This is a genomic window from Chryseobacterium luquanense (assembly GCF_026460945.1).
Taxonomy (GTDB): domain Bacteria; phylum Bacteroidota; class Bacteroidia; order Flavobacteriales; family Weeksellaceae; genus Chryseobacterium; species Chryseobacterium luquanense.
In genome coordinates this window covers 68,803-94,578 of sequence record NZ_JAOVZV010000008.1, presented here as the reverse complement: position 1 = coordinate 94,578, position 25,776 = coordinate 68,803, and the positions used below count along the sequence as shown (strand labels likewise).

General features: G+C 30.4%; 28 protein-coding genes. 20 read left to right on the top strand and 8 right to left on the bottom strand.

The features are described 5' to 3' along the window. From crtID to OEA66_RS08595, 7 genes are all read left to right on the top strand, one after another. Positions 1-1,467, top strand: a complete 1,467-nt coding sequence (gene crtID, locus OEA66_RS08625; protein ID WP_267280989.1) for a bifunctional phytoene desaturase/3,4-desaturase — start codon at positions 1-3, stop codon at positions 1,465-1,467. Between the two features lie 8 nt (positions 1,468-1,475). Further along, positions 1,476-2,312, top strand: a complete 837-nt coding sequence (locus OEA66_RS08620) for a phytoene/squalene synthase family protein (protein WP_267280988.1) — start codon at positions 1,476-1,478, stop codon at positions 2,310-2,312. Positions 2,313-2,348: 36 nt separating this feature from the next. Continuing rightward, a complete protein-coding gene (locus OEA66_RS08615) occupies positions 2,349-2,810 on the top strand; it encodes an SRPBCC family protein (RefSeq protein ID WP_267280987.1) in 462 nt (153 codons plus the stop codon). Between the two features lies 1 nt (position 2,811). Next, positions 2,812-3,270, top strand: a complete 459-nt coding sequence (locus OEA66_RS08610) for a sterol desaturase family protein (RefSeq protein WP_267280986.1) — start codon at positions 2,812-2,814, stop codon at positions 3,268-3,270. Further along, positions 3,271-3,963 carry a lycopene cyclase domain-containing protein gene (locus OEA66_RS08605; protein WP_267280985.1) on the top strand — a complete coding sequence of 231 codons (693 nt, stop codon included), beginning with the start codon at positions 3,271-3,273 and terminating at the stop codon, positions 3,961-3,963. It begins immediately after the preceding gene. Continuing rightward, positions 3,950-5,239: a cryptochrome/photolyase family protein gene (locus tag OEA66_RS08600; protein WP_267280984.1), complete on the top strand. Its 1,290-nt coding sequence runs from the start codon at positions 3,950-3,952 to the stop codon at positions 5,237-5,239. Before OEA66_RS08605 ends, OEA66_RS08600 begins: the two co-directional genes overlap by 14 nt. A 136-nt stretch (positions 5,240-5,375) precedes the next feature. Beyond that, positions 5,376-5,792: a hypothetical protein gene (locus OEA66_RS08595; RefSeq protein WP_267280983.1), complete on the top strand. Its 417-nt coding sequence runs from the start codon at positions 5,376-5,378 to the stop codon at positions 5,790-5,792. Between the two features lie 64 nt (positions 5,793-5,856). Here OEA66_RS08595 and OEA66_RS08590 read toward each other — a convergent pair whose 3' ends face one another. After that, positions 5,857-6,564 carry a DUF421 domain-containing protein gene (locus OEA66_RS08590; RefSeq protein ID WP_267280982.1) on the bottom strand — a complete coding sequence of 236 codons (708 nt, stop codon included), beginning with the start codon at positions 6,562-6,564 and terminating at the stop codon, positions 5,857-5,859. A gap of 180 nt (positions 6,565-6,744) precedes the next feature. On the opposite strand from OEA66_RS08590, the gene OEA66_RS08585 reads away from it, so the two are divergent. Genes OEA66_RS08585 through OEA66_RS08575 form a run of 3 tightly spaced genes read left to right on the top strand, consistent with a single transcriptional unit; the run spans position 6,745 to position 8,562 of the window. Then, positions 6,745-7,695, top strand: coding sequence for a serine hydrolase domain-containing protein (locus tag OEA66_RS08585; protein ID WP_267280981.1), 951 nt, complete (start codon positions 6,745-6,747; stop codon positions 7,693-7,695). Further along, entirely contained in the window at positions 7,689-8,123 is a 435-nt protein-coding gene (locus OEA66_RS08580) for a hypothetical protein (protein WP_267280980.1), read from the top strand. Before OEA66_RS08585 ends, OEA66_RS08580 begins: the two co-directional genes overlap by 7 nt. Before the next feature lies 1 nt (position 8,124). Further along, positions 8,125-8,562 carry a hypothetical protein gene (locus OEA66_RS08575; RefSeq protein WP_267280979.1) on the top strand — a complete coding sequence of 146 codons (438 nt, stop codon included), beginning with the start codon at positions 8,125-8,127 and terminating at the stop codon, positions 8,560-8,562. Between the two features lie 3 nt (positions 8,563-8,565). Here OEA66_RS08575 and OEA66_RS08570 read toward each other — a convergent pair whose 3' ends face one another. The 3 genes from OEA66_RS08570 to OEA66_RS08560 form a co-directional block, all read right to left on the bottom strand. Continuing rightward, on the bottom strand, positions 8,566-8,889 hold the full coding sequence (locus OEA66_RS08570) for a hypothetical protein (protein ID WP_267280978.1): 324 nt from the start codon (positions 8,887-8,889) through the stop codon (positions 8,566-8,568). 296 nt (positions 8,890-9,185) lie between these two features. After that, a complete protein-coding gene (locus OEA66_RS08565; RefSeq protein WP_267280977.1) occupies positions 9,186-9,443 on the bottom strand; it encodes a SemiSWEET transporter in 258 nt (85 codons plus the stop codon). Positions 9,444-9,557: 114 nt separating this feature from the next. After that, positions 9,558-10,160, bottom strand: coding sequence for a hypothetical protein (locus tag OEA66_RS08560; protein WP_267280976.1), 603 nt, complete (start codon positions 10,158-10,160; stop codon positions 9,558-9,560). 827 nt (positions 10,161-10,987) lie between these two features. Between OEA66_RS08560 and OEA66_RS08555 the strand changes: the two genes are divergently transcribed. Beyond that, positions 10,988-11,758: a 4-hydroxy-tetrahydrodipicolinate reductase gene (locus OEA66_RS08555; protein ID WP_267280975.1), complete on the top strand. Its 771-nt coding sequence runs from the start codon at positions 10,988-10,990 to the stop codon at positions 11,756-11,758. 331 nt (positions 11,759-12,089) lie between these two features. Next, entirely contained in the window at positions 12,090-12,260 is a 171-nt protein-coding gene (locus OEA66_RS08550; RefSeq protein WP_267266277.1) for a lmo0937 family membrane protein, read from the top strand. A 581-nt stretch (positions 12,261-12,841) separates the two neighbouring features. Here OEA66_RS08550 and OEA66_RS08545 read toward each other — a convergent pair. Next, complete coding sequence (locus OEA66_RS08545; RefSeq protein WP_267280974.1) at positions 12,842-14,554, bottom strand: helix-turn-helix domain-containing protein; 1,713 nt, start codon at positions 14,552-14,554, stop codon at positions 12,842-12,844. Between the two features lie 240 nt (positions 14,555-14,794). Between OEA66_RS08545 and OEA66_RS08540 the strand changes: the two genes are divergently transcribed. Next, complete coding sequence (locus tag OEA66_RS08540; RefSeq protein ID WP_267280973.1) at positions 14,795-15,106, top strand: hypothetical protein; 312 nt, start codon at positions 14,795-14,797, stop codon at positions 15,104-15,106. Between the two features lie 113 nt (positions 15,107-15,219). Here the strand turns inward: OEA66_RS08540 and OEA66_RS08535 are convergent, their stop codons facing one another. Beyond that, on the bottom strand, positions 15,220-16,827 hold the full coding sequence (locus OEA66_RS08535; protein WP_267280972.1) for a dihydrolipoyl dehydrogenase family protein: 1,608 nt from the start codon (positions 16,825-16,827) through the stop codon (positions 15,220-15,222). Positions 16,828-16,916: 89 nt separating this feature from the next. Further along, on the bottom strand, positions 16,917-17,918 hold the full coding sequence (gene pdhA / locus OEA66_RS08530) for a pyruvate dehydrogenase (acetyl-transferring) E1 component subunit alpha (protein WP_267280971.1): 1,002 nt from the start codon (positions 17,916-17,918) through the stop codon (positions 16,917-16,919). 126 nt (positions 17,919-18,044) lie between these two features. On the opposite strand from pdhA, the gene OEA66_RS08525 reads away from it, so the two are divergent. Both OEA66_RS08525 and OEA66_RS08520 read left to right on the top strand, forming a co-directional pair. Beyond that, a complete protein-coding gene (locus tag OEA66_RS08525) occupies positions 18,045-18,692 on the top strand; it encodes a phosphatase PAP2 family protein (RefSeq protein WP_267280970.1) in 648 nt (215 codons plus the stop codon). A gap of 49 nt (positions 18,693-18,741) precedes the next feature. Continuing rightward, the gene (locus OEA66_RS08520; protein ID WP_267280969.1) at positions 18,742-19,215 is read left to right on the top strand and encodes a BlaI/MecI/CopY family transcriptional regulator; all 474 of its coding nucleotides are present in this window, start codon (positions 18,742-18,744) and stop codon (positions 19,213-19,215) included. A 97-nt stretch (positions 19,216-19,312) separates the two neighbouring features. Here the strand turns inward: OEA66_RS08520 and rbp are convergent, their stop codons facing one another. Next, positions 19,313-19,693 (bottom strand): RNA-binding regulator, encoded by a 381-nt coding sequence (rbp, locus tag OEA66_RS08515; protein WP_267266284.1) that lies wholly within the window; start codon positions 19,691-19,693, stop codon positions 19,313-19,315. A gap of 256 nt (positions 19,694-19,949) precedes the next feature. Between rbp and OEA66_RS08510 the strand changes: the two genes are divergently transcribed. From OEA66_RS08510 to OEA66_RS08490, 5 genes are all read left to right on the top strand, one after another. Continuing rightward, positions 19,950-20,351 (top strand): acyl-CoA thioesterase, encoded by a 402-nt coding sequence (locus tag OEA66_RS08510; RefSeq protein WP_267280968.1) that lies wholly within the window; start codon positions 19,950-19,952, stop codon positions 20,349-20,351. Continuing rightward, complete coding sequence (locus OEA66_RS08505; RefSeq protein WP_267280967.1) at positions 20,348-20,908, top strand: helix-turn-helix domain-containing protein; 561 nt, start codon at positions 20,348-20,350, stop codon at positions 20,906-20,908. The genes OEA66_RS08510 and OEA66_RS08505 overlap by 4 nt, the downstream gene beginning before the upstream one ends. Positions 20,909-21,092: 184 nt before the next feature. Then, the gene (locus tag OEA66_RS08500; RefSeq protein ID WP_267280966.1) at positions 21,093-23,825 is read left to right on the top strand and encodes a heavy metal translocating P-type ATPase; all 2,733 of its coding nucleotides are present in this window, start codon (positions 21,093-21,095) and stop codon (positions 23,823-23,825) included. A 95-nt stretch (positions 23,826-23,920) separates the two neighbouring features. After that, positions 23,921-24,661 carry a DUF72 domain-containing protein gene (locus OEA66_RS08495; protein ID WP_267280965.1) on the top strand — a complete coding sequence of 247 codons (741 nt, stop codon included), beginning with the start codon at positions 23,921-23,923 and terminating at the stop codon, positions 24,659-24,661. 104 nt (positions 24,662-24,765) lie between these two features. Further along, complete coding sequence (locus OEA66_RS08490) at positions 24,766-25,629, top strand: polysaccharide deacetylase family protein (RefSeq protein WP_267280964.1); 864 nt, start codon at positions 24,766-24,768, stop codon at positions 25,627-25,629. Positions 25,630-25,776 lie beyond the last annotated feature (147 nt).

Genomic DNA, 25,776 nt, shown 5'->3' with positions numbered 1-25,776 from the left:
ATGATTAAAAAAATAGCAGTTATCGGTTCAGGATTTTCAGGATTATCTGCTGCAGCTTATGCAGCGAAAGAAGGTCATGAAGTTCATATTTTTGAAAAAAACAACAGTCTCGGGGGAAGAGCGAGACAATTTAAAACGGATAACAATTATGTTTTTGACATGGGCCCAAGTTGGTATTGGATGCCTGATATTATTGAAGATTTTTTCAATGATTTCTGGAAAACTTCTTCAGATTATTATGAATTGATTTCATTAGATCCACAATTTGAGATGGTTTTTTCTGATGGAGTTATGGCTGTTCCCCAAGATTATTCTGAAATGCGTGATCTATTCGAAAATATTGAAAAAGGAGCTGCCAAAAAATTAGATGAATTCATGGATGATGCGCAGTATAAATATGAAGTTGGGATGAAAGATTTCGTCACAAAACCGTGTCATTCCTGGTTTGAATTTGTTTCTCCTAAAATTGCAAAAAGTGCTTTAAAATTAGATTTATTATCTAATTTCCATCGTTTTGTAAGAAAATATTTTACAAACCCGAAATTAATAATGTTAATGGAATTTCCGGTAATTTTTCTGGGAGCTGCTCCAAAGGATATTCCTGCTTTATATAGTTTAATGAATTATGGCGGTTATAAATTAGGAACCTGGTATCCAATGGGAGGTTTTTACAAAGTAATTGAAGCGATGTCTGAAATCGCTGAAGAACAAGGGGTAAAATTTCATTTAAATTCAAATGTTGAAGAAATTAAAATTAAAAATGGAAAAGCAGAATCAATAGTAGTTAACGGAACGGAAATTGAATTTGACACCGTAATTGCTTCATCCGATTATCACCACACTGAGGAAAATTTAATTCAAAAAGAATATAAAAATTACAGCGAAGACTACTGGAAAAAGAAAACTTTTGCACCTTCATGTCTGATTTATTATTTAGGATTTAAAGAAAAAATTCCAAATTTAAAACATCACACTTTGTTTTTTGAAAACGATTTGGAATTGCATACCTCAGAAATTTACGAAGATAAAAAATGGCCTACAAAACCATTATTTTATGCTTGTTGTCCGTCAAAAACAGATAAAAATGTAGCTCCTGAAAATTGCGAGAATGTATTCCTTTTAATGCCTATAGCAACAGGAATTGAAGATAACGAAGAAACACGGGAAAAATATTTCTTAGAAATGATACTGAGACTGGAAAAACATACCAAATCATCAGATCTTTTATTAAAAATAGATTATAAAAAGAGCTATTGCATCAATGATTTCAAAAAAGATTATAATGCCTATCAGGGAAATGCGTATGGTTTGGCAAATACGCTGAGCCAGACTGCAGTTCTGAAGCCTTCACTGAGAAATAAAAAGGTAAAAAATCTCTTTTACACAGGACAACTAACGGTTCCGGGACCAGGAGTTCCGCCATCAATTATTTCCGGAAAAATAGCAGCAAAAGAAGCCACCAAATAACTCAAGATATGAAAAAACTTTTCGATGAACTTTCTTATAAGATCAGTAAACAGACCACAAAACAGTACAGCACAAGTTTTTCTTTGGGAATTTTGGCGCTTTCCCCTAAAATAAGAAATTCTATTTACGCCATTTACGGCTATGTAAGATTGGCAGATGAAATCGTCGACAGCTTTCATGATTTTGACCGTACTACCCTTTTGATGCGATTTCGTGAGCAAACCAATCAGGCTTTGGAAGAGAAAATTTCGTTGAATCCTATTTTACAGGCTTTTCAGGAGACCATTCATCATTACGAAATTGATGTGCAATTAATTTATCAATTTCTTAAAAGCATGGAAATGGATTTGCAGAAAATAGACTATAATTCAGATCTATATAAAGAATATATTCTCGGTTCTGCAGAAGTTGTTGGCTTAATGTGTCTTCACATTTTTGTTGATGGAAATAAAGAAATGTATGAAAGATTAAAACCTACTGCGATGAAGCTAGGTTCAGCTTTCCAAAAAGTCAATTTTCTACGTGATATGAAAGATGATTATCAAATTTTGGGAAGGACTTATTTTCCAAATGTTGATATTTCATATTTCGATAATGTGGTAAAAGCTCAGATTGAACAAGAAATTTATGCTGAATTTAAAGAAGCTTTGGAAGGAATAAAAAAACTTCCAAACTCTTCAAGATTTGGCGTTTATCTTGCTTACCGATATTATATTTCACTTTTTAGAAAAATAAAAAGAACTTCAGCCAATAAAATAATTAATCAGAGAATAAGAATTTCAAATGGCAAGAAATTTTCTCTCATGATGAGCAGTTATGTACAATATAAAATGTCATTTCTGTAAATTTTCAAAAACCTAAATATTAACATAAATAAAATTATGATTCATCAATTTGAACGTCAGCAACAACTGAACTGTGATTTAGAAACAGCATGGAAATTCTTTTCATCAGCCAATAATCTTTCAGAGATTACTCCAAAAGACATGAATTTTGTTGTAAGAACCAAACTTTCAGATGATGAAATCTATGAAGGAATGTTGATTGATTATTATGTTTCGCCACTTTTTGGAATTAAATTAAATTGGCAAACTGAGATTACTCAAGTCAAAAATCAAAGCAGCTTTACCGATTTTCAGAGAAAAGGCCCTTTTAAACTTTGGAACCATTTTCATGAGTTTATTCCAAATGACAGTGGAGTTTTGATGAAGGACACGATTAGTTACGAATTGCCATTTGGTTTTTTAGGAGAAATTGCGCATAGTATAATGATTAAGCAAAAACTAGAGCATATTTTCGATTATCGATTTAAAATTTTGGAAGAAACTTTTAATAAAAATTAGTATGAATTTTTTAATTATAGTAGCGACATTTTTTTTGATGGAAGGAATTACTTGGCTTGTTCACAAATATATTATGCATGGATTTCTGTGGACGCTTCACCGCGACCATCACGATCATAGCAACGAAGGACATATGGAAAGAAACGATTACTTTTTCGCCATTTTTGCAATTCCAACTATTGCTTTAATGTACTACGGAACAATCAATAATTTCAACGCTTATTTTTATATAGCAATAGGAATTACTTTATACGGAATGGCATATTTTTTCGTTCACGATATCTTTATTCATCAACGTTTCAAGATTTTGAAGAATACAAAAAATCCTTATTTATTGGCAATTCGAAGAGGTCATAAACAACATCATAAACACACAGGAAAAGAATATGGAGAATGTTTCGGATTTCTATGGGTTCCTGTGAAATATTTCAAAATGTTTTTCAACAAAAATAAAACGTAAATGTGGCAATACACGTATTTGACGATTAATTTTTTCACCATTATTATCTGTTTTTTATTTTCTTTTCATGCGAAAATTAAATTTCACAGACATTTTGGAGCATTTTTGCTCTCATCAACTATTGTTGCCGTTTTTTTTATTGCTTGGGATATTTGGTTTACAACAAATGGAGTTTGGTGGTTTAATGATCAATATTTAATCGGAAAAAGACTTTTCGGACTTCCCATCGAAGAATTACTGTTTTTTATCTGCATTCCGTTTTCATGCATCTTCACTTATTTTTGTTTAGATAAATTTTTCAAGCTTGATTGGAAACCTTCTATCGAGAAGATTTTCGTAGTTATTTCAGTTATTTCGTGCTTTATTTTAGCAATTATTTTTAGAGACAAAATATATTCTCTCGTTACCTTTTTGACAACTGCAATTAGTTTAATTGTTCTTTATTTTGTTTTAAAAGTAAAATGGATTGGTAAAGCTTCCTTCATTTATCTGATTTTGATGCCCGGATTTTTAGCAGTCAATGGAATCCTTACTGGAACCGGACTTGATTCTCCAATCGTTAATTACAATCCTAAAGATTTTATTGGTTTCCGAATTTTAACGATCCCAATTGAAGACACAGTTTACGGCTACGAAATGATTCTTTGGAATCTTTTCTTCTTTTATAAATTTAAAAAAAATGAACAAGATTAATATATTCTGGTTTCGAAGGGACTTGAGGCTTCAGGATAATACAGGTTTAAACTCTGCATTAAAATCAGATAAAAAAGTTCTCCCGATTTTTATATTTGATAGTGAAATTTTAGACCAACTTGAAAATAAATCTGATCGCAGAGTTGATTATATTCATCAGGTTTTAGATCGGATAAATGAAGAATTAAAAAATTATCAATCCGGTATTAAAACATATCATGGAAAACCTGTTGAAATTTTTAAAGAAATTATAAAAGAATTTGATATTGAAACAGTATTCTGCAACAGAGATTACGAACCACAAGCAATAAGACGGGACAAAGAAATTACCGATTTTCTAAAGAAAAATAATATTGAATTTAAAGATTTCAAAGATCAGGTAATTTTCGAAAAGGATGAAATTGTAAAAAATGACGGTTTACCATACACCGTTTTCACACCGTTCTCAAAAAAATGGAAAGAAAAATTTTATCAGACTGAAATTCATTCAACCCAGACAAATTTTGATAATTTTTATTCATATAAAGTTAAAAATATTCACAGTTTAAAAGAAATTGGTTTTAAAAAAACAGACCTGAATTTTGAAGAACCGATTTTAGATAAAAAAATCATAGAATCTTATGATAAAAACAGAGATTTTCCGGCTTTGGATCATACAACACGGCTGGGAATTGCTTTACGTTTCGGTACAATTTCAGTAAGAAAATGTGTAAAATACGCTTCTGAATACAATGAAACCTGGCTGAATGAATTAATTTGGAGAGAATTTTTCATGCAGATTCTTTATCATTTTCCAAAGGTTGTTAAAAATTGTTTTAAAGAAAAATATGAAAAAATTGAATGGCGAAACAATGAAGATGAATTTAAACTTTGGTCTGAAGGAAAAACAGGTTATCCTATTGTAGATGCAGGAATGCGGCAGCTCAACGAAACAGGATTTATGCATAATCGTGTAAGAATGGTCGTTGCGAGTTTTCTTACAAAACATCTTTTGATTGATTGGCGATGGGGTGAAACTTATTTTGCTGAAAAACTTTTAGACTATGAACTTTCTTCCAACAACGGAAACTGGCAATGGGCAGCAGGTTGTGGCTGTGATGCGGCACCATACTTCAGAATTTTTAATCCAAGCGAACAAACCAAAAAATTTGATAAAGATCAAAAATATATCAAAAAATGGTTACCCGAAAATTATTCTAAAATTTCACAAATCGTTGAGCATACATTTGCAAGAAACAGAGCTTTAGAAACCTATAAAAAGGCGGTAAAAGATTAATCTTATCTAAATTAAAAATTTATTTACAAAAATTTAATCATCAGATTTAACTTTAGGTACCACACCAACAATGCAAGGCATAGTATTTGCCAATAGTAACTTACGTACCATAATAACAAATACACTACAAAATAATATGAAAGTTACTGATCTAAAAATTAAAAATTTGGTTGAATACCAAAACGAGATTTTTACAATTACCGAAATTTACCAAAATAACAATGATTATTTTGTAAAAATTGAGAATGATTTGCACAGTGTGTCATTATCAGCAGAGAAAATTAATCCTATTAAGATTACAGAAGATTGGTTAGAAAAATTTGGTTTCATGAGAACTTATACTTCAGATCATCAAATTCGCTACGAAAGACCAGAGTCGTTTATAAAATATGACATTGATTTAAGCTCAAAAAAACTTGTCGAAGGGCTTAAAATCTACGGAAATACAATCAGATGTAAATATATTCACGAATTTCAGAATATTTTTTCATCGCTTTTTGGTAAAGAAACAACTGCTTTTTTTAAGTCATCTTTTCATAAGGCAGCTATTTAAAAGGCAAATCAAATTATATATATCTATTTTAAATTTCCCTGACGAAGGTCAGGGATTTTTTGTTTTAGCTAATTCTTTTCTTATTACTGGCTTCAACCCAATTCTTTTTACCGCATTTTTTACAATTTCCTGCAGAACCAACTTCTTTTTCTTCAGTAAATCCACAAAAAGTACACGAATAGTGACCTGAAATGTGAATATTTTGAATCGGATGATCTAAAGAATTAAGCATAATAGGAAGTCCAAATTTCACCTTTTCGTCTTCAAAGAAAAATACACTTATTTCTCCGGAAACTTCTTCAATTGCAAATTCAATCTGACCTAAATGCGAAATACTTTTCACTCTTAACTCAGCAAAAAACTCATCGCTTCCTAAATTTTCCTTTTTAAAATTATCAATAGCAAAAACTCCATTTTCAATTAAGCAAATTGCTTTTCCTTCAAACAGATTTTCAAGTTTTTTAAATCTTCCGATTAGCAAGGTTATTGTTGAATAAAGTATGATGATTACTATGAAAACAATCATAGAAGAGACAATTCCGACTTCTTTATAAAACATCGGATCTCCAGCTGCAGAACCTAAACCGATAATCACAACCAATTCAAAAATAGAAAGTTGCTTCACTCCCCTTTTTCCTAAAACACGAAGACTTATAATAATGGTGAGAAACATGATGACTGTTCTAAGAACAATTTCCAAAAGGAAACCCCAGTCTTCTGTTCCCAGAAATAATTCTTTCCAGCTGAAACTTAAAAATGCAGATAAAAACATGATTATAATTTAATTGAGAGATTCAAAAAATAAGCCAAGGTAAAATTTAGCTTTTTATGAATAAGTTTGCAACAAATCATTCAAACAGACGACAAATTATCTAAAGCAATTAATAAAACATTTATCTTTAAAAAATCACATTTTAGTGAAAATAAATATTTCTAAAACTCAATTTAAATAATGAATAAGTTCCTCCTTCCCATATTAATTTCAATCACAGTTTGCGCCAATGCTCAAGACAAAAATAAAACGGCAAAATTAGACAGCCTTTTCACAAAAAAATATGAAGACAAAACATTTAATGGAAATGTTTTAATAGCCGAAAAAGGAAAGATTATTTTTCAGAAAAGTTTTGGAGTGGCAGATTATGAATCGAAAAGACTTCTGAATAATACTACGATTTTCGAATTGGCTTCGGTCTCCAAACAATTTACTGCAATGGGAATTGTTTTACTTGAAAAGCAGGGAAAACTAAAATATGATGATCCTATTTCCAAATATATTCCTGAGCTTTCGTTTTACAAAAATATTACGGTAAGAAATCTGCTGAATCACACAGGCGGTCTTTCCGATTATATCAATTTATTTTCTAAGAATTGGGACAAGAAAAAAATTGCAACAAACAATGATATTATTTCAGAATTTGCAAAATATAAACCTGAAATAAATTTTCAACCTAATGAAAAATATGAATACAGCAATACAGGCTATGCACTTTTAGGTTACATTATAGAAAAAGTTTCAGGGCAGACTTTTGGGGATTATTTGGAAACAAAAATTTTCAAACCTTTAGGAATGAAAAATACGTTTGTTTACAGAAGCAGATTTCAGCCAAAAGTTGTAGAAAATTATGCCAAAGGATTTATTGAAAATGATTTTGTATTTATCGTTTCACCTGATGTTTTAGGAAAATCTTATTTGTCTTATTATCTTGACGGAATTGTTGGTTACGGAATGGTAAATTCTACTACTGACGATCTATTAAAATGGGACAGAAGTTTGTACACCGACAAATTGGTTAATGAAAAAGATAAATCAATTATATTTCAGGGAGCAAAACTGAATAACGGAAAATTAACCGATTATGGTTTTGGGTGGCAAGTTGCACATCACAAAATAACGATATGGTAGTGGCTCACTCTGGAAGTTGGTCAGGTTATCTTACCTACATAGAAAGAAATTTATCCAAAGATCACACAATTATACTTTTACAAAACATAGAAACTTCTAAAAGTAGCTTTTCTTTGTCGATTGTGAGAAAAATTCTTAACAATGAAAAAATTATTAGTACCAATTTTAAAAAATTTACTTATACTTCGGCAGATTTAGAATTTTCGGGAGTTTATTCATCAGAAAAATTTCCAATAAAGATTACTATTACGAAAGAAAATAATACTTTGTTTGCTCAAGGAGAAGGTCAGGGTAAATTTGCAACAGAATCTTTTGAGAATAATTTATTTACTTTTGATCAAGCCGGACTTAGATTAACTTTTAATCCTGAAAAATCAGAAATGTTTTTCGAACAAGGAAAAAATAAAATAACATTTAAAAAAGAATAATATGAAAATTATTACAACCTTAATTTTAGTATTTTCTTCATTAATTCTTAATGCGCAACAGATTTTAGCTCAAGAAAAATATGTAGGAACTATTGACGGGAAGATAAATATTTCCTTTTATTTAAAAATTGAAGAAACGGGTTGTCCGAATATTATTGCTTCGGGAATTTACAAATACACAGATAATAAAAGCGGAAATTGGATTCTTCTCGACACTACTTTTTCTGAAAAAGCTCAACAATATACTTTTGTTGAGCATTATAATACTGGATTGATGTTACTAAAACGTAATTCAGTCAATCTTCAAGGTTTATGGATTTCTCCGGACGGAAAAAAGCAACTTAAAGTCAGCTTACAAAAAATGAAACAAACTAAAGCTGAGATCGAAAAAATGGAAGATGAACTGGAGAAAGCCAATTACAACGCTAATGATTGCTAAAACTTATTGGTGTCTGTCTCCTCTTTGATGATAAGTAACATTATTTTTCGAAGAATTAAAACTTTCATTTAAATGTTGATTATTAAAATTTGAATCAACTTTACTTTGATTGCGAGAAGAATTTACCGGAACTTGAACACGCATTTTCTTACCGTTTCTAAAAACTTCACCTTCTGAAGTTCTGTACATTTGATTTTCTTTATATTGGTTTCCATCGGGCGCAGTAAAAATTTCTCCTTTATTTTTTCTCTGTTTTCTTTTTTGATTTAAAAAAATTAAAACTCCACCTGTAACAATTCCTAAAGCTATTTTTACTGAATTTTTCATAAATAATATTTTGAGATTGTATAAACAAAACTTTTGCCACAATTAAATCTGTGGTATCATTTAAAATCTTAATTTAAGAGAATAAAAAAGACCGCCAATAAATTGACAGCCTAAAACTTGAGTTAAAAACATAGATATAAATCTGGATTGATACTTATCTATGAATCAAAACTATGAAGTTAAAAAATCTTATTTTATGACCTTAATCATAAATTACTTTTTCATGAGTTTAATGATCAGAATATTCTTACTTACTGATGTTAATTAAAATTCCTTCTATATTTATTAAAGTAATATTATTTTTCTCTAAAAATTAAATAACATATAAATAAGCTAAGATTCACTAAAACTGCAAAAGCATTTGATAAGATAATTGGTAATTCATATTGTTCAATACCATACCAAACCCAAAGCGAAAGCCCAACAATCAAAATAACAACCATCAACCAGGAAATATCTTCTACGTTTTTGGTCTTAATGACTTTAATTAATTGTGGCATTGACGCAATTGAAGTTAAACCTCCTGCAACCAAACCTAAAACTTCGACATTCATATAAATTGATTTATAATTAAATACAAAAAAACAACATAAAACAATTATGTTGTTTTTCTTTGATATAGAAGCAAAATGTGTGCTTATATTAATCCATGTTGTAAAATGTGGTATTTATTTTTCGCCGATTAATCCATCTGCGAGACATTGCCATTGAATTTTGGAAGAACCAGCCATCCCGCCTAATGCAATAAAGCTATTTTTAATACTGCTTAAAAAGTCTGTATTCTTATTTGGGCTTTCATTTCTGCCATAAATTGCCATTTTGATATAATCTTTACCTTTAGAAATAACAAATGTAGAAGAAGATCCTGCAGCATAAAAATGAATCGTTTTTCCGGCAAAATTATTTCCGGGCAATTTTGAAGGTCTGCATTGAATCATCAAACGATCAGGATTACTCTTGTCAATCATATCAATTTGTACCCATTGATAATCTTCTATTTTAGGATTGCTAATTTTTGCAAGCAGAATTTTAATATAATCACCTATTTGGGGGATTCTATGAACAACATTTCCCGAAGAATCGCAAAGAGTAAATTCTATTGAACCTTGTTTACAGTAATCTCCCCATTTATTTATGTCAAAAAATTTTTCTTTAAGAATATCAAATTTTGAATCAATTTCCTGATTATTATGAATTTTGTGTATGCTTTCTGTATCATGAAAACCTCCTTTCACCTGTGAAGGAATTCCTGGAACTTTTTTAGGCTTCATTAATCTTAACCTTTATTTAGAGTGATATTATTGATTTATTTGAACGGAATTGATTGAATACTTTATAGTTTTCTAAGAAACTTTCAATCTTTAGAATTAATTGTTTTTTCATTGATCATTTGGGTTGTTTTACATTAATCAATTCTATGTTTAATATTTCTGGTAAATTTTAACACAAATTCAATATATACCTTACGATATAATGAAAATTCACCATTCTAAAATTTGTATTCTTACAATAATATCTATGATGAATTATATCAGTATATTATGCAATAAATAACTTTTATTTAGAATTTAAACAAGAATTGAAAAATCATAGCATAAATCTTGCCAATATTCAAATTTGCAAGACTTTAATCACAAATCTATGATTTGAATCACAAGTATTTAAACTTTGCCTATTTAAAATTAAAGTTTTAAAATTTACAAAACTATTGTCTTAATTCATGATTTTTTATATTTTGAAATAACATCATCTTAATTGTATCAAAAATAAATATTTACTTTTTGATAAATAATTTAGCCTAATCTAAAAAATTTGCCTATATTTGAAATGAAAATTTTTTTTTCATCATTTGTGTTTTTATTAAACCCTCCTTTTTAGGGAGGGTTTAATTTTTATAATAAGTCTAAAGTGCTTTAAACACAGTATTTCTTTAATCATTACATTGAATTTATCATTCATTACTATTCGAAATTTTCTTCAAATCTGAACTTTACTACTTTCTGCCCCATTGTGTAAATCGGTCATGCTATAAACATAGTAAAAAAATAAAATGCCTATCTTACAAAAAAGAAATTACTAACTCTACAAAATTTTAATTATGAAAATAGGTTTAATAGGATTTGGAAAAGCAGGAAAAGCAGTAGCAAATGTAATATTACAAAACCCAGATTTCACTCTTGAATGGGTTTTAAGGAGCAGTAAAAATATGAAAAATTCTTCTGCTAAAGATTTTCTTGATTCGGATTCCACCGATAAAGCAGAAATTCATTCAGAGCAAAATGTAAATCTCAGTGAATTTTTCACAGACTATCCTGTAGATATTATCATCGATTTTTCCTCAACTGAAAGCATTTATAAATATGGAAAAATTGCATCCGAAAAGAAAATAAAAATAATCTCTGCAATTTCTCATTACGGAACTCAAGAACAACAACTTTTAAATGAATTGGCAAAAACAAATACAGTATTTTGGTCACCTAATATAACTTTGGGAGTCAATTATTTATTATTTGCGGCAAGTCTTCTTAAAAATATTGCACCAAATGTTGATATTGAAGTCGTTGAAGAGCATTTTAAAGCTAAATCTGGTGTTTCCGGAACTGCAATAAAAATTGCTGAAACTTTAGACATTGAAGAAGCCAACATTAATTCTGTAAGAGCTGGAGGAATTGTAGGAAAACATGAGGTAATCTTTGGATTCCCTTATCAAACAGTGCGTTTAGTTCATGAATCTATTTCTCGGGAAGCATTTGGAAGCGGTGCGCTTTTTGTTGCAAAACATTTAAAAAATTACTCAAAAGGGCTTTATAATTTTGAAGATATACTTAAACCTTTTTTCTTCGGCGATTCTCAGAAGAATCTTTCTTAACGGTTAAGTCTAAATTAATGTTAAAGCATTATCCTTACGATAAGATTCAATAATTTATTATTATATAAATACTTAGTTATTAAAAAGGCATAATCTTTGCAATTTCTTTAATAAGCAAATGATGAGATGAAATCAAACTCTTTACACCACATTCATTATAAATATTAATATCTAAAATCCCCATAGTTTTATTGTAAACTGGGGATTTTTCTTTTTGTGAGATTTTAAAATTTTAAATTAGAAAACTAGTTCACTTAAAATTATTTGAAAGTTTAATAAGAAAGGCACACAATATGCTAATAACAATACATAAACCTTAAAAAATATTATTATGAAAAGTGTATTATGGCTAGTTGCAGTGATCTGCATTGTTGTTTGGTTATTGGGAATTTTAAATATTATTCCAGGAATCAGTACCAGTTATTTAATTCATGTTTTATTAGTTATTGCAATTATTGTAGTTCTATATAATATTATATCTGGGCGAAAACCTTTGGATTAAATTTATCTATAAAATTAAAATTATAAAGCGAAGTAAATATTACCTCGCTTTTTTTATTTTATAATTCATCTAAAGTTTATATAAAGATAATTTGATTACAATTTTCAACAATCTTTATTTATTTCATTATTAAGTTTCAGTTTCATTTTATATTTTTAAACAAAATCGAACAAAAATACTTTTTTTAGTATTATTAAAAGTACAATAACTAAGTAAAATAATTTCACAAAATAACAAATATAAAACCCTGATAAACAATTAATTAACATTAATATTCTTAATTAGAGTTTATAATTTTTATGTCAATATTTATAAATACCCCCCACAATAAGTTGTTAATGAGATTTTATGATTATATATTTGTTAAAGATAAAACGAGACACTTAATCATTCATATATAATAACTTTTCATCATTCAGTTTTCATGTAGAACATCAGGGTTCTGACAATCTAGGGAGAAGAACCCTGTTCTCTACAATTTAAAAAAAAGACACCATCATTTACATTATATTAATAGAAAAAACGAACCTTAATTAAGGTTCGTTTTTCGTTTTATGAGTCTTTATATTATTTTTCTGTAATTAAGAATTATTCTGATCTTCTAATTCTTTAATTCTTTTCTTAATAAAATCAGCAGGTCTTATTCCATTATGCTCAAGGAAAATATTAGAAAAACTTTGTCTATTGCTAAAACCTGCAGCAGAAGCAATATGCTCAATAGAATACTTCCTCCATTCTTTATCCTGATAAATCTTCTGTGTTGCAAAATTGATTCTTAAAACATTGATATATGTATTAAAATTACTTCCTTTATATTCATTAATAACCTGAGAAAGGTATGAAGTATTTGTTTTAAATTGTTCTGAAAGTTTTTTAAGAGTTAAGCCTTGTTCCAAATATCCTTTATTTGCTTCAAAAACCTGAATATCATTCAAAAGCTTTTCTACAATACTATTATCAAACTTAATGCTTTTATCATTAGAGTCTGTCGGTTCTATAACTTCAACTTTAACCGGAATTGAGACAGGTACAGTTTTGCTTGCTTCTTCAAGTTTTACAAGTAAGTCTTCGTAAGTTTTTTGGATATTTTTTTGCTTTCTTACTCTGTAATACACAACAAATCCCAAAGCTGTAATAATTGCAAGACAAATAAATATCAATAATTTACTATATGAATTTGTCTTTTCTAAATTTTCTTTTGTCTCGAGAAGCATCTTCGTATCATATTCTTTATAAATACGGGTTGAAAGATGTTTGAAATCTGAAGCAATTACACTGTCTGCCTTTAGAAGCTGGTTGGTATAATATAATTCTTCTTTATGATTGTTATCTTTTTTATAAAATTCAATCAATTCTTCATAATTGCTTCTAAGCTCAGGAAGAATAAATTTGTTTTTGTTAAAAATAGAATCTACTTTCTTGTAATTTTCTATTTCAAGTTTTTGATCACCTAAAAGTTCATAACTCTTTCCTTTATAGAAATATATATACGATGCCCAAGTAAAATCATCTACTTTTTTAATTTCCGTAATAGCTTGATCAAAATACAAAATTGCAGAGGTATACTTCTTCTTCTTGAATTCTGAAACTCCCAAGCTTTTTTTGAAGTAACTTTCTTCTAGATAGAAATCTTTAGTTTTTGGTGTCTTTTTCAAAGCCAAATCAAGGAGTTCATTAGCTTTTTTATCATTTCCTAACATCTGATAGCAAATAATTGCCTGGTGCAATGAGTTTAAGTACCCTTTCGTGTTATTATAAATTTGATTGTCATGAATATCACCACTGGATTTAGGTTCAAAAAAATCAATACATTCTTCAAATATTTTCAAAGCTTCAGCATAGTATCCCAAATAACTTTTAACTACACCGATATAATAAACATTGCGATATTTTAGATAGTCATTTTTAGAATCTTTCAAATACTCATATGCCTTTAAATATTCTTCAAGAGCAAATTGAAATTTTCTTTGATTAAAATAGTAAATTGAACCTTTAGTGAGAAATGCACTACCAATCAACTCAGAATCTCCTGAATTTTTTGCAGCCGCAATGGCACTATCTGCATACTTCATTTTTTGATTTTCGGAAAATCTGTAAGCATCTTTGTAAGCTTGAAATAATTCTGAGTAGTTTTTTTCAGATTTTGCAACTTTGATGTAACGATTAACATACACAAGAGCTCTAGAATCATTTTCTTCATAAGTAGAGTATTTCTCTTGAAGTGATGAATAGTCCTGCGAATATGCTAAGACTGCAATGAAGCAGTACAAAAATAAAATAACCTTTTTTATCATCAGATATTTTCTGAGAATTTTATTCAAAAATAAGGAAAACTATTTATAATAAACAATTTTAGTTTAGTTCTTTATATTAATAAAAGACTTCATCAAAAAAAATAAGGTAAAAATTTATAAATTGAACCCAGCTAAACTTGTAATGTATATGTTTTTATGATTAATTTCGAATCCATAAATAAAACCTTATTTAATCATTAATCCTAGAATAAAATGAAAACAAAATTTATCGCATTTAGTATGCTTCTTATAGCGCTTTCAAGCATTGCTTGCAGGCAGGATGAGGTATTGCAAGAAAATGAAGAGATTACTTCTTCTATGAGTGATGCAACAATTGTCGCTAGAGATTCAATACCATCAACAGGAATATCTGATCCACCTCCGAAAGATAAAGATCATTGGAAAACAACATCTGAAGATACAATTAAAACTCCTCCAAAAGTTATTGATATTTCGGCATTTGGTTCAAATTTTGATATTGCAATTATTCCAACAGACGAGAACGGGCCAAAAGATCCACCAAAAGACAAAGATCATTGGAGAACTAAATAAATGAAATCTCGACTAAATAATAGTCGAGATTTTTTAATTTTTGATTTTGTATTTAAAGCTTAAATAATTAAACCTCTCGAATTGAGAGGTTTAATTATTTATATTTCAAAAAGTTACAGCAACAAAGTTAAAGGACTTTCTAAATACATTTTTAAGGTTTGTAAGAACTGAGCTCCAGTAGCACCATCAACTACTCTATGGTCACAAGCTAATGAAAGCTTCATAATGTTTCCTACTACAATTTGTCCATTCTTAACGATTGGCTTTTCGATAATTGCACCTACAGAAAGAATTGCAGCATTTGGTTGGTTAATGATACTTGTGAAAGTCTCAATTCCGAACATTCCTAAGTTTGAGATAGAGAATGTAGACCCTTCCATTTCGTTTGCTTTAAGACCTTTAGATTTTGCTCTTCCAGCCATATCTTTTACAGCAGCTGAAATTTGCGTATAATTCATTTGGTCTGTATTCTTAAGAACCGGAACAACCAATCCATCAGGAATTGCAACCGCAACCCCAACGTTAATATTTCCTCTGTGAATTACCTTATCTCCAGCCCAACTAGAATTTACCTGTGGATGCTTTCTCAAAGCAACTGCTGTTGCCTTAATCACCATATCATTGAAAGAAATTTTAGTATCTGGTAAAGAGTTGATTTCTTTTCTAGCTTCAATAGCTTTATCCATGTTGATTTCAACCATCAGATAATAGTGAGGAGCAGAGAATTTACTTTCAGAAAGACGTTTTGCAATAATATTTCTTACCTGAGAGTTTGGAGTTTCTGTATCTTCACCTTGCACAAAACTCAATGCAACTTGTGCTGCAGCATTTGTTGCTGGAGCTGAAGCAGCTGGTTTTGCAGAAGGTTGATAGTTTTCAATATCTTTTTTAACGATTCTCCCATTCTCTCCTGAACCTTGTACAGAATTAATATCAACACCTTTATCCTGAGCCATTTTTTTTGCTAAAGGAGAAATAGCGACTCTATCTAATGAAGAAGTATTCGTAGTTTGTGCAACCGATTTCTCTTCTGCTTTAGTTTCAGATTTTTGTTCTGCAGGTTTATCTGATGATTTTTCACCAGTTTTTGGAGCACCAACCGTAGAAACATCAGTTCCTTCAGGTCCGATAATTGCTAAAACTGTATCTACAGGAGCAGCTCCGCCTTCTTCAACACCTTGTTTTAACAAAACTCCGTTAAATTCAGATTCAAAATCCTGAACAGCTTTATCGGTCTCGATTTCAGCAAGAAGATCACCTTCTTTTACTGTATCTCCAATGTTTTTATGCCATTTAGCAACTTTACCTTCCGTCATTGTATCAGAAAGACGAGGCATTGTAATCACCTCTACTCCAGCCGGAACTTCTGTAGAAGTTTCTTCAGTTGAAGTAGTATTTGATTCTGCTTTTGGTTCTTCTTTTTTATCTTCAGAGGCAACATTTGGAGTACCAGATCCACCTGTTAATCCTGAAATATCTTCTCCTTCGTTTCCGATAATAGCTAAAATCAAATCTACAGCTGCAGCTGAACCTTCTTCAACTCCAACATATAAAAGTGTTCCTTCAACTTCAGATTCAAAATCCTGTACTGCTTTATCAGTTTCTATTTCGGCTAAAATATCTCCTTCTTTTACCTTGTCTCCTACTTTTTTATGCCATTTAGCCACTTTTCCTTCCGTCATTGTATCGGAAAGACGTGGCATTGTAATCACTTCTGCCATAATATATATTGATTTGAGATTTGAGATTCGAGATTTGAGATTAGGGAAACTCAAATTCAAACATCAAATTAATTATTAATTATTATTTTTTAGTTTTCTAATTTATCTAAGAACGGATAATCTTCCTGAGCGTAAACGTATTCGTACACTTTTTCAACATCCGGATACGGAGAATTCTCCATAAACTCGATACATTCTTCCACGAAATCTCTAGATTTGTTATCTGTAGCTTCCAATTCTTCTTCAGTTGCCCATTTGTTTTCTAGGATTCTCGCTTTGATTAATTCAATTGGATCATCTTTTTTTGCAATAGCAACTTCATCCTTAGATCTGTAAGGTTCAGCATCAGACATAGAGTGACCTCTGAAACGATAGGTTCTTGCTTCGATGAAAGTTGGTCCATCTCCTCTTCTGGCTCTTTCAATAGCTTCGTAAGCAGCTTCAGCCACTTTTTCAGGATCCATTGCATCTACAGCAAGACAAGGCATTTCGTATCCTAAACCTAATTTATAGATGTCTTCGTGGTTTGCAGTTCTTTTTACAGAAGTTCCCATCGCATACTGATTGTTTTCAACTACAAATACTACAGGAAGTTTCCAGTTCATTGCCATATTGAAAGTTTCGTGAAGCGAACCTTGTCTTGCAGCACCATCTCCGAAGAAACAGATATTTACTGCTTTTCTGTCGAAATACTGATCTGCAAAAGCAATACCTGCTCCCAAAGGAATTTGTCCTCCAACAATACCATGACCTCCGTAGAAACGGTGTTCTTTGCTGAAAATGTGCATAGATCCACCCATACCTCCGGAAGTACCTGTAGCTTTACCACAAAGTTCTGCCATGATTCTTTTAGGATCTACTCCCATCGCCATTGGATGGATGTGACATCTGTATGCAGTAATCATACTGTCTTTTGTTAAATCCATTGCATGTGTAAAACCTGCAGGAATAGCTTCCTGACCGTTGTACAAATGTAAAAAACCTCTGATTTTTTGTTTTAGATAAAGAGAACGGCATTTGTCTTCAAACCTTCTCCACATTGTCATATCTTCATACCACTTAAGGTATACCTCTTTAGAAAATTCTTTCATGTGCGAGCTTCTTGCTTATTTATTATGAAATAGTTGAGCAAAAATATAAAAAAAACTTCGTTTTTATTATATGCACAGCAATAGTTTTTTTACTTATAATGTTATATTTACATTTCAAACTACTTTATGGAAGAAAAAAAGACTTCATTTATACATATTATCTCAAGAATTATCTCAGATTTTTTTAATCCTTTAGTTTCTTTGGTTATCTATTTTGTCTATTTCAGTATTCAAAATTATAACTTTAAAGAAGCTTTAACGCACTTTTTACCAATTTTACTTATTACCATTCTGCCTGTAATTATTTGGATTGTCTGGAATGTAAAAACAGGTCGATATACGAATATGGATGTTTCTAATAGAGTTCAGCGAAAAACGCTATATATTTTCATTGCCGTATGTATTATCTCTTATTTAGCATTCAATTATATAAAAAATGGATTCATCGATTTTGTAATGCTCTTCATTCTAATTCTTTTATTTGCTTTACAATTCAGTAATCTATATATAAAAAGCTCCATGCATACTGCTTTTAATGTTTTTGTGGCAGCATTATTTTTTGCATTTGATTTGAAAATTGGTTTCGTGTGGCTTTCAATTGCGGCTTTAGTAGGAATTACGAGGATAATTTTAAAAAGACACACAGTAAAAGAAGTATTTATGGGTGCAGGAATCGCTGTTTTGGTTTCTTTTATTTATCTTTATTGCAACAATAAATATCAGCGCAATGATTTACCTACTGAGGTAATACCTTTGGAAACTACTATCAAGTAAATAGTTTTACAATAGCGCTACTCTATTTTTATTAAATTTAAATTTAAGTATGAAAATAAATCATCTTACCTCTGCCGAAGAAAATCTAATGAAGCTGTTTTGGAAACTAGAAAGTTTTTATTTAAAAGAAGTGATGGAGCAACATCCTGAACCGAAACCCCATCAAAATACCGTATCAACGTACTTAAAAATATTGGTTGAAAAAGGATATCTGTCAACAGAAAAGGAAGGACGAATTTTCAAATATTCCGTAATTGTACCTTTTGACGATTATAAAAAGTTTTTATTGAAAGAACTTTCGCATCAATTTTTCAATAATTCAGAAAAAGAAATTTTGGAATTCTTATTTAATGAAAATCTCATTTCACAAAAAGATTTACAGTCTTATTTTGATTTAAAAATTGAAATGAAACCTGTGAAAACTAAAGAACCTAAACTGGAATACGCTGAAGAAATTTTGAATCCTAAAAAAGACAAAAAAGGAAAAGATAAGAAAAAGAAGAAGAAAAAGAATGATGACTAGTTGATGAGTGTTTTAGTTATCAGAAAAAATATGTACACTACTAATCAATTTTAAAAATAAAGACAAAAAAAAGCGGCTAAAAAGCCGCTTCAATTTTTTACCAACGACTTCCGCCGCCTCCGTTACCTCCACGGTTGTTGTTGTTTCCGTAACCACCACCAGAGTTACCTCCTCCACGGTTGTTACCATAACTTCCACCACCGCTTCTGTTATTATCAAAGCTTCTTCTTGGTTTTTCTTCTCTTGGCTTAGCCTCAGACACGTTAAGAATTTTACCGTTAAGTTCTTTTTGGTTAAGAGCCTCAATAGCTTGAGCTCCTTCTTCATCACCCATTTCGATGAAACCGAAACCTCTAGAACGACCAGTTTCTCTGTCTGTTACGATTTTAGCAGATGATACATCGCCAAATTCTGCAAATAAGTCGTGCAACTCGTATTCTTTAGTTGCGTAATTGATGTTTGAAACAAAAATGTTCATTTTAAAAAAAATTAAAAATTAATATAAGTCTTGGTATATAAAAGAAAAGCAACATAATAAATGAACATGATATTGATTCCAAATATAAACAGGTGCAAGATACAATTAAAAACAATAAATCAAAACATTTTAAACATTTAATTCAAATCTATTCTAAACTCTTCATGATACTGCTAAAACAGACGATTTTTTGATTAAATATTTTTTTGAAAAATTCTTTTTTAAACCTAAATTTGTACTGAAAACATTCTAAAACATGAATTATCATACTAGAAAATGGGTAAAGCCCGAAGATCTTAATCCTAACCAGTCACTTTTTGGTGGAAGATTACTGCAATGGATTGATGAAGAAGCTGCCTTATATGCTGTTATTCAGCTCGAAAACAAAAAAATAGTTACCAAATTTATTTCAGAAATCAACTTTGTAAGCTCAGCAAAACAAGGTGATATTATTGAAATCGGAATCGAAGTCACAAAATTCGGTTCAACTTCTCTTACACTTGCTTGTCAGGTTCGAAATAAAATGACGCATCAAACCATTATTACTGTTGATAGAATCGTTATGGTCAACCTTGACGAAGACGGAAACCCTGCTCCACATGGGAAAACTCAGGTTGAATTTGTAAAAGACAGAATAAAGTCTAAAGAAGAATTATGAAAATCTTCATAAAAAATATGGTCTGTGGAAGGTGTATTTCTGCAGTTTCCAATATTTTTGATGAATTTGATATAAAAATCACCAACATCAGTTTAGGTGAAGTAGAAACCGATTCTGAAATTTCTGAAAAAGATATAGATTCGCTAGAAAATCGTTTATTAGAAACTGGTTTTGAAAGAATTAAAGATATTTCGCAACAGCTCGTTGATAAAATTAAAAATTTAATCATCATCAAGATCGGAAAATTGGATGTTGATGAGAATTTTTTGCTGTCTAAATTCTTAAGTTCTGAGTTAAACAAAGATTACAGTTCACTGTCTAAAACATTTTCACAAAACGAAAATATCACCGTTGAACAGTTTTTCATTCTTCAAAAAATTGAAAAGGTAAAAGAATTATTGCTTTATAACGAATTTAATCTGACGGAAATTGCCGGAAAATTAGGCTACAAAAGTGTTCAATATTTATCTTCACAATTCAGAAGCATTACGGGCTTTACTCCTACCGAATTTAAGAAGCTGAAAGTTCACAACAGAAAACCTCTTGATCAAGTTTGAGAGATTTAGAGTTTAATTCGAATTTAAAATAAATTTGATAATCAAATCAGGAAAAAAATCACTTTTATTCTAAAACTACCAAACTCTACAACACAACAGCTACCAAGATATTGTAAACATTATCCCTAAATTTATAACAGCTTACAAAATCCTTTTCGGAAATTTGTACTATAAATTTAGAATAATGCACCGACAATATAAAGTTTTAGGAATGACCTGTTCGGGTTGTCAGAAAAAGATTTCAGAAAAACTCAACAGTTTAGACGGAGTTTCAGCTGATGTTAATCTTGAAAACAGTACCGTTGAAATTCAATCAGATAAAGAAATTAATTTAATAGAACTCAATCAATCACTTTCTGAGGTTGGAAATTACAAGCTTGAAGATTCAAAAAAACCAGATAATACTTTTGTTAAACCACAAGATCGTATTTCTCCGTCCTCGGTTTATTATTGCCCGATGGAATGCGAAGACGATAAAGTATATTTCCAACAAGGAAAAAGATGCCCGACTTGTAATATGTTCTTAGTTCCGATTGAAGAAAAACTGGCAAAAGATCCGAATTATAAACCCACTTATTCCTCTTCCAATCTTCCTGAAAACTTCAAAGATAATATCGGAAAATATTACTGTCCGATGTTTTGCGAAGATGAAAAAATATATGATGAAAAAATCGATTGTCCGGTTTGTCACATGCATTTAGAAGAAATTACGGAAGATTTGGTTAAAAACTCTTCATCTCATTCCCATCATCACAATCCTCAACATGAAGTGCCAAAAGTTACCGACGATATGGCTGGAAAATATTATTGTCCAATGTTTTGTGAAGGAGACAAAACTTATGACAGTAATGTTGGTTGTCCAGTTTGCGGAATGGATCTGGTAAAATATCCTGAAAAAGGTGAAGAAGAAACAGATGATACATACAAAATTTTAAAAAGAAAATTCATCATTTCTTTAGCATTTACAATTCCTGTTTTTATCCTTTCAATGGGTGGAATGTTCATTGATTTTCCTTTTTCCCATCAAATTCAAGGGATTTTTGAATTGATTCTCACGCTCCCAGTTTTGTTTTATTCCGGATGGTTTTTAATGAAAAGAGGTTTTATTTCTTTTAAAACATGGAATTTAAATATGTTCAGCTTAATTGCTTTGGGAGTTGGTGCTGCATTTATTTTTAGTGTTGTTGCATTAGCTTTTCCCGATTTGCTTCCTCATGAAATTCGAGGACACAATCATGAAATTCCACTTTATTTTGAAGCGGTTTGCGTCATTATGACTTTGGTAATTCTTGGACAGTTAATGGAAGCTTTAGCTCATAAAAAAACAGGAAATGCCATCAAAGAACTCATGAATCTTTCTCCCGATGAAGCCAATTTAATTATTAATAATGAAGAGAAAAAAGTTCCGCTTTCCGAAGTAAAGATTGGTGATTTATTGAAAGTAAAACCTGGCGAAAAAATTCCTGTTGACGGAAAGGTTATTGAAGGAAGTTCCGTCGTTGACGAAAGTATGATTACTGGAGAACCTATTCCTGTTGAGAAAAACATTGACGATCAAGTAACTTCAGGAACCATCAACGGAAATCAGGTTTTCATAATGAAAGCTGAAAAAGTGGGTGATGAAACTCTGCTTTCCAAGATTATAAAAATGGTGAATGATGCAAGCAGAAGCCGTGCTCCTATCCAGAAACTGACTGATAAAGTGGCAAAAATTTTTGTTCCGGCTGTAATTTTTATTGCAGTTCTTACATTTATTTTATGGCAGATTTTCGGTCCTGAAAATCAGAAGACATTATTTGCTTTCGTTAATGCTGTTGCGGTTTTAATCGTGGCTTGTCCGTGTGCTTTAGGTTTGGCAACACCGATGTCTTTGATGGTCGGAATTGGAAAAGGAGCTAAAAACGGAATTCTTATCAAAAACGCCGAATCTCTTGAATTAATGAATAAAGTAAACGTTCTAATCACCGATAAAACAGGAACTTTAACTGAAGGAAAACCGTCTTTGGAACATATTGAAACAACTCATAATTTCAATCAAGATTTAATTTTAAAATTAGCGTATTCGTTAAATCAAAATTCAGAACATCCTTTATCGAATGCTGTCATTAAAAAAGCAAAAGACAAAAATATTTCTGCTGAAAAAGTTGAAAAATTTGAAAATATTTCCGGAAAAGGAGCTAAAGGAATGATCAATGAAAAAATGGTTTACTTAGGAAATGAAAATCTTTTAGTTTCAAATAAAATTCAAATTCCAGAAGAATTAAAATTAAAAGCTACGGAAATTCAGTCAAAAGCTCACACGATTTCATACATCGCTCAGGAAAATGAAGTTTTAGGATTTATTAGTTTTACTGATAAAATCAAAGAAAGTTCAAAAAAAGCCGTTCAGTATTTGTTAAATGATGGAATTGATGTTATCATGATGACCGGAGACAACGAAAATACCGCAAAAGCAGTTGCAGATGAATTGGGAATTAAACATTTTAAAGCCAATTGTCTTCCGGAAGATAAATTAAATGAAGTAAAAAAGCTTCAACAACAAGGAAAGATTGTAGCAATGACCGGCGACGGAATCAACGACTCTCCTGCTCTTGCACAGGCAAACATTGGAATTGCAATGGGAACAGGAACTGATGTTGCAATTGAAACCGCAGAAATTACTTTGTTGAAAGGCGATATTTTAGGAATTGCGAAAGCCAAAATTTTGAGCGAAAAGCTATTGAGAAATATCAAAGAAAATCTATTTTTCGCCTTTATTTATAATGTTTTAGGAATTCCGATTGCGGCAGGATTGTTGTATCCGTTTTTTGGAATTCTATTGTCACCAATGATTGCAGCAGCAGCAATGAGTTGTAGTTCACTATCTGTGATTTTAAATTCACTGAGATTGAATTCTGTTGATTTGGATATCAAATAATTAAACATCTCGCAGATTAAGTTGATTTAGCAGATCTTAATAATCTTTATAAAAAATCTGCGCCATCTATAAAATCTGTGAGAGACAAATAAAATATGGAAAAAGAAAATATTTACATCGGTTGCTCAGGCTTTTACAATAATGATTGGAAAGGTTCATTATATCCCGAAGATGCCAAAAGTAAAGACTTTCTGACTCTGTACTCTAAAGAATTTATTGCTGTTGAAATTAATTCTACTTTCTATAGAAAACCGACTGCAAAAACTTTGTTGAAATGGTTTAATGAAACTCCGGACGATTTTCGATTTTTTATAAAAATTCCAAAAACAATTTCGCATGAAAAACGTTTGAAAGATTGTAAAGAAGAGATTCAGGGGTTTTGTGAGCATATTCAAAATAACTTAAAAGAAAAACTTTCAGGATTTTTATATCAATTTCCGCCCTCATTTAAAAATACAAATGAAAATTTAGACTTAATCTTAAAAAATTTAGATTTTGGGTATTTAAATGTGATTGAATTTCGTCACAATTCTTGGTGGAACGATGAAACTTATTCAGCTTTAAAAACAAAAAATATTATTTTCTCGGGTGTAAGTTTTCCTGGAAATCTTCCGGATGATTTTATTGTTAATCATCCAGAATTATTTTATTATCGTCTTCATGGAAAACCTGTGCTTTATAAATCGGAATATTCTGAATCTGAACTCAATGTTTTAGCTGAAAACATATTAAAATCAGGAAGAAAAGGTTTTATTTTCTTTAATAATACTTGGGGAACCGCTGCCATAAAAAATGCAATTCAACTGAAAAAATATCTTCAAAATAATTTTAACTAAAATTTCATTAAAACGTGAAATTATTAGAAAAAATGGTATTATATTTGTTAACTAAATTTTGTAAAATTTAACAATTTTTAACAACTTAATTTCCATTAATCTTTATGAAAAAAACTTTTGCGGAAAAGTCTGTGTGCAAGACTTTTCTAAGGATGATTACAGTGGTAACTGTGACATCAACCCTATTTACAGGATGCAACCAAAAAATCGAAGTTAAAGAAACTGAAAAAATTCTTTCGAATCTGCCTCCCACCGCAAAAGTCCCCAGAATAGATGATGAAAATGTACCAACCGATAAGAGGGTTATATATCTTACTTTTGATGACGGTCCCAATCGTGGAACCGAAAATCTTTTGAAAATTTTACACAAGAGAAATATCACTGCAACTGCATTTCTTGTAGGAAAACACGCTTCAGACAGTAAAAAACAAAAAGAAGATTTCGAAAAAATGAGAACCGATGGATTGCTTGAAATTGCCAATCACAGTTACGCTCATGCCCACAACAAATATTCAGATTTCTATAAAAATCCTGAAGCTGTTTTAAAAGATTTTGATGTTGCAAAAGACAGCTTAAAACTTCCCGGAAAAATAGCAAGAACACCTGGAAGAAATATTTGGAGACTTAATAATATCAATGTTACTGATATTAAAAGTTCATCCGAAGCAGCCGATAGACTAAAAACAGCTGGTTACAAAATAATCGGTTGGGATCTTGAATGGAAACCCAATAACAAAATGCAGCTTAAAGGGAATCATCAGGAAATGCTGAAAAAAGTTGACAGTATTTTCTTCAATGATTTAGAAAAAACGTCAAGACATTTGGTTTTTCTTACCCACGATCAATATCTTACCGATGCAGACTCTATTAATGAGCTCGATTTATTTATTGAAAAATTACAAAAATCAAATCGTTTTGTATTCAGGAAAATATCGGCTTATCCGAAAATCAATGAGGTTCTGAATTAATTTTAAAATCCCCCAGATTGCACAGATTTGCACGGATGATTAAGAATATTTTTAAAAACATAAACATCTGCGAAAACCTATGCGATTTGTGGGATCTATTTTAAATAATAAATCATTCATTTTTCTTTTAAAATTCGGAAATTTGCA

Bases quoted from the DNA above. Each gene is read 5' to 3' on its own strand.
- OEA66_RS08580 (WP_267280980.1), top strand. From the start codon at position 7,689: ATGGTAGTGGCTCACTCTGGAAGTTGGTCAGGTTATCTTACCTACATA.
- rbp (WP_267266284.1), bottom strand. From the start codon at position 19,693: ATGAACATTTTTGTTTCAAACATCAATTACGCAACTAAAGAATACGAG.
- OEA66_RS08605 (WP_267280985.1), top strand. From the start codon at position 3,271: ATGTGGCAATACACGTATTTGACGATTAATTTTTTCACCATTATTATC.
- OEA66_RS08615 (WP_267280987.1), top strand. From the start codon at position 2,349: ATGATTCATCAATTTGAACGTCAGCAACAACTGAACTGTGATTTAGAA.
- OEA66_RS08500 (WP_267280966.1), top strand. From the start codon at position 21,093: ATGCACCGACAATATAAAGTTTTAGGAATGACCTGTTCGGGTTGTCAG.
- OEA66_RS08505 (WP_267280967.1), top strand. From the start codon at position 20,348: ATGAAAATCTTCATAAAAAATATGGTCTGTGGAAGGTGTATTTCTGCA.
- OEA66_RS08600 (WP_267280984.1), top strand. From the start codon at position 3,950: ATGAACAAGATTAATATATTCTGGTTTCGAAGGGACTTGAGGCTTCAG.
- OEA66_RS08535 (WP_267280972.1), bottom strand. From the start codon at position 16,827: ATGGCAGAAGTGATTACAATGCCACGTCTTTCCGATACAATGACGGAA.
- OEA66_RS08585 (WP_267280981.1), top strand. From the start codon at position 6,745: ATGAATAAGTTCCTCCTTCCCATATTAATTTCAATCACAGTTTGCGCC.
- OEA66_RS08575 (WP_267280979.1), top strand. From the start codon at position 8,125: ATGAAAATTATTACAACCTTAATTTTAGTATTTTCTTCATTAATTCTT.
- OEA66_RS08490 (WP_267280964.1), top strand. From the start codon at position 24,766: ATGAAAAAAACTTTTGCGGAAAAGTCTGTGTGCAAGACTTTTCTAAGG.
- OEA66_RS08540 (WP_267280973.1), top strand. From the start codon at position 14,795: ATGCTTCTTATAGCGCTTTCAAGCATTGCTTGCAGGCAGGATGAGGTA.
- OEA66_RS08495 (WP_267280965.1), top strand. From the start codon at position 23,921: ATGGAAAAAGAAAATATTTACATCGGTTGCTCAGGCTTTTACAATAAT.
- OEA66_RS08595 (WP_267280983.1), top strand. From the start codon at position 5,376: ATGAAAGTTACTGATCTAAAAATTAAAAATTTGGTTGAATACCAAAAC.
- OEA66_RS08510 (WP_267280968.1), top strand. From the start codon at position 19,950: ATGAATTATCATACTAGAAAATGGGTAAAGCCCGAAGATCTTAATCCT.
- OEA66_RS08620 (WP_267280988.1), top strand. From the start codon at position 1,476: ATGAAAAAACTTTTCGATGAACTTTCTTATAAGATCAGTAAACAGACC.
- OEA66_RS08555 (WP_267280975.1), top strand. From the start codon at position 10,988: ATGAAAATAGGTTTAATAGGATTTGGAAAAGCAGGAAAAGCAGTAGCA.
- OEA66_RS08525 (WP_267280970.1), top strand. From the start codon at position 18,045: ATGGAAGAAAAAAAGACTTCATTTATACATATTATCTCAAGAATTATC.
- OEA66_RS08545 (WP_267280974.1), bottom strand. From the start codon at position 14,554: ATGATAAAAAAGGTTATTTTATTTTTGTACTGCTTCATTGCAGTCTTA.
- OEA66_RS08570 (WP_267280978.1), bottom strand. From the start codon at position 8,889: ATGAAAAATTCAGTAAAAATAGCTTTAGGAATTGTTACAGGTGGAGTT.
- OEA66_RS08610 (WP_267280986.1), top strand. From the start codon at position 2,812: ATGAATTTTTTAATTATAGTAGCGACATTTTTTTTGATGGAAGGAATT.
- crtID (WP_267280989.1), top strand. From the start codon at position 1: ATGATTAAAAAAATAGCAGTTATCGGTTCAGGATTTTCAGGATTATCT.
- OEA66_RS08565 (WP_267280977.1), bottom strand. From the start codon at position 9,443: ATGAATGTCGAAGTTTTAGGTTTGGTTGCAGGAGGTTTAACTTCAATT.
- OEA66_RS08590 (WP_267280982.1), bottom strand. From the start codon at position 6,564: ATGTTTTTATCTGCATTTTTAAGTTTCAGCTGGAAAGAATTATTTCTG.
- OEA66_RS08550 (WP_267266277.1), top strand. From the start codon at position 12,090: ATGAAAAGTGTATTATGGCTAGTTGCAGTGATCTGCATTGTTGTTTGG.
- OEA66_RS08520 (WP_267280969.1), top strand. From the start codon at position 18,742: ATGAAAATAAATCATCTTACCTCTGCCGAAGAAAATCTAATGAAGCTG.
- pdhA (WP_267280971.1), bottom strand. From the start codon at position 17,918: ATGAAAGAATTTTCTAAAGAGGTATACCTTAAGTGGTATGAAGATATG.
- OEA66_RS08560 (WP_267280976.1), bottom strand. From the start codon at position 10,160: ATGAAGCCTAAAAAAGTTCCAGGAATTCCTTCACAGGTGAAAGGAGGT.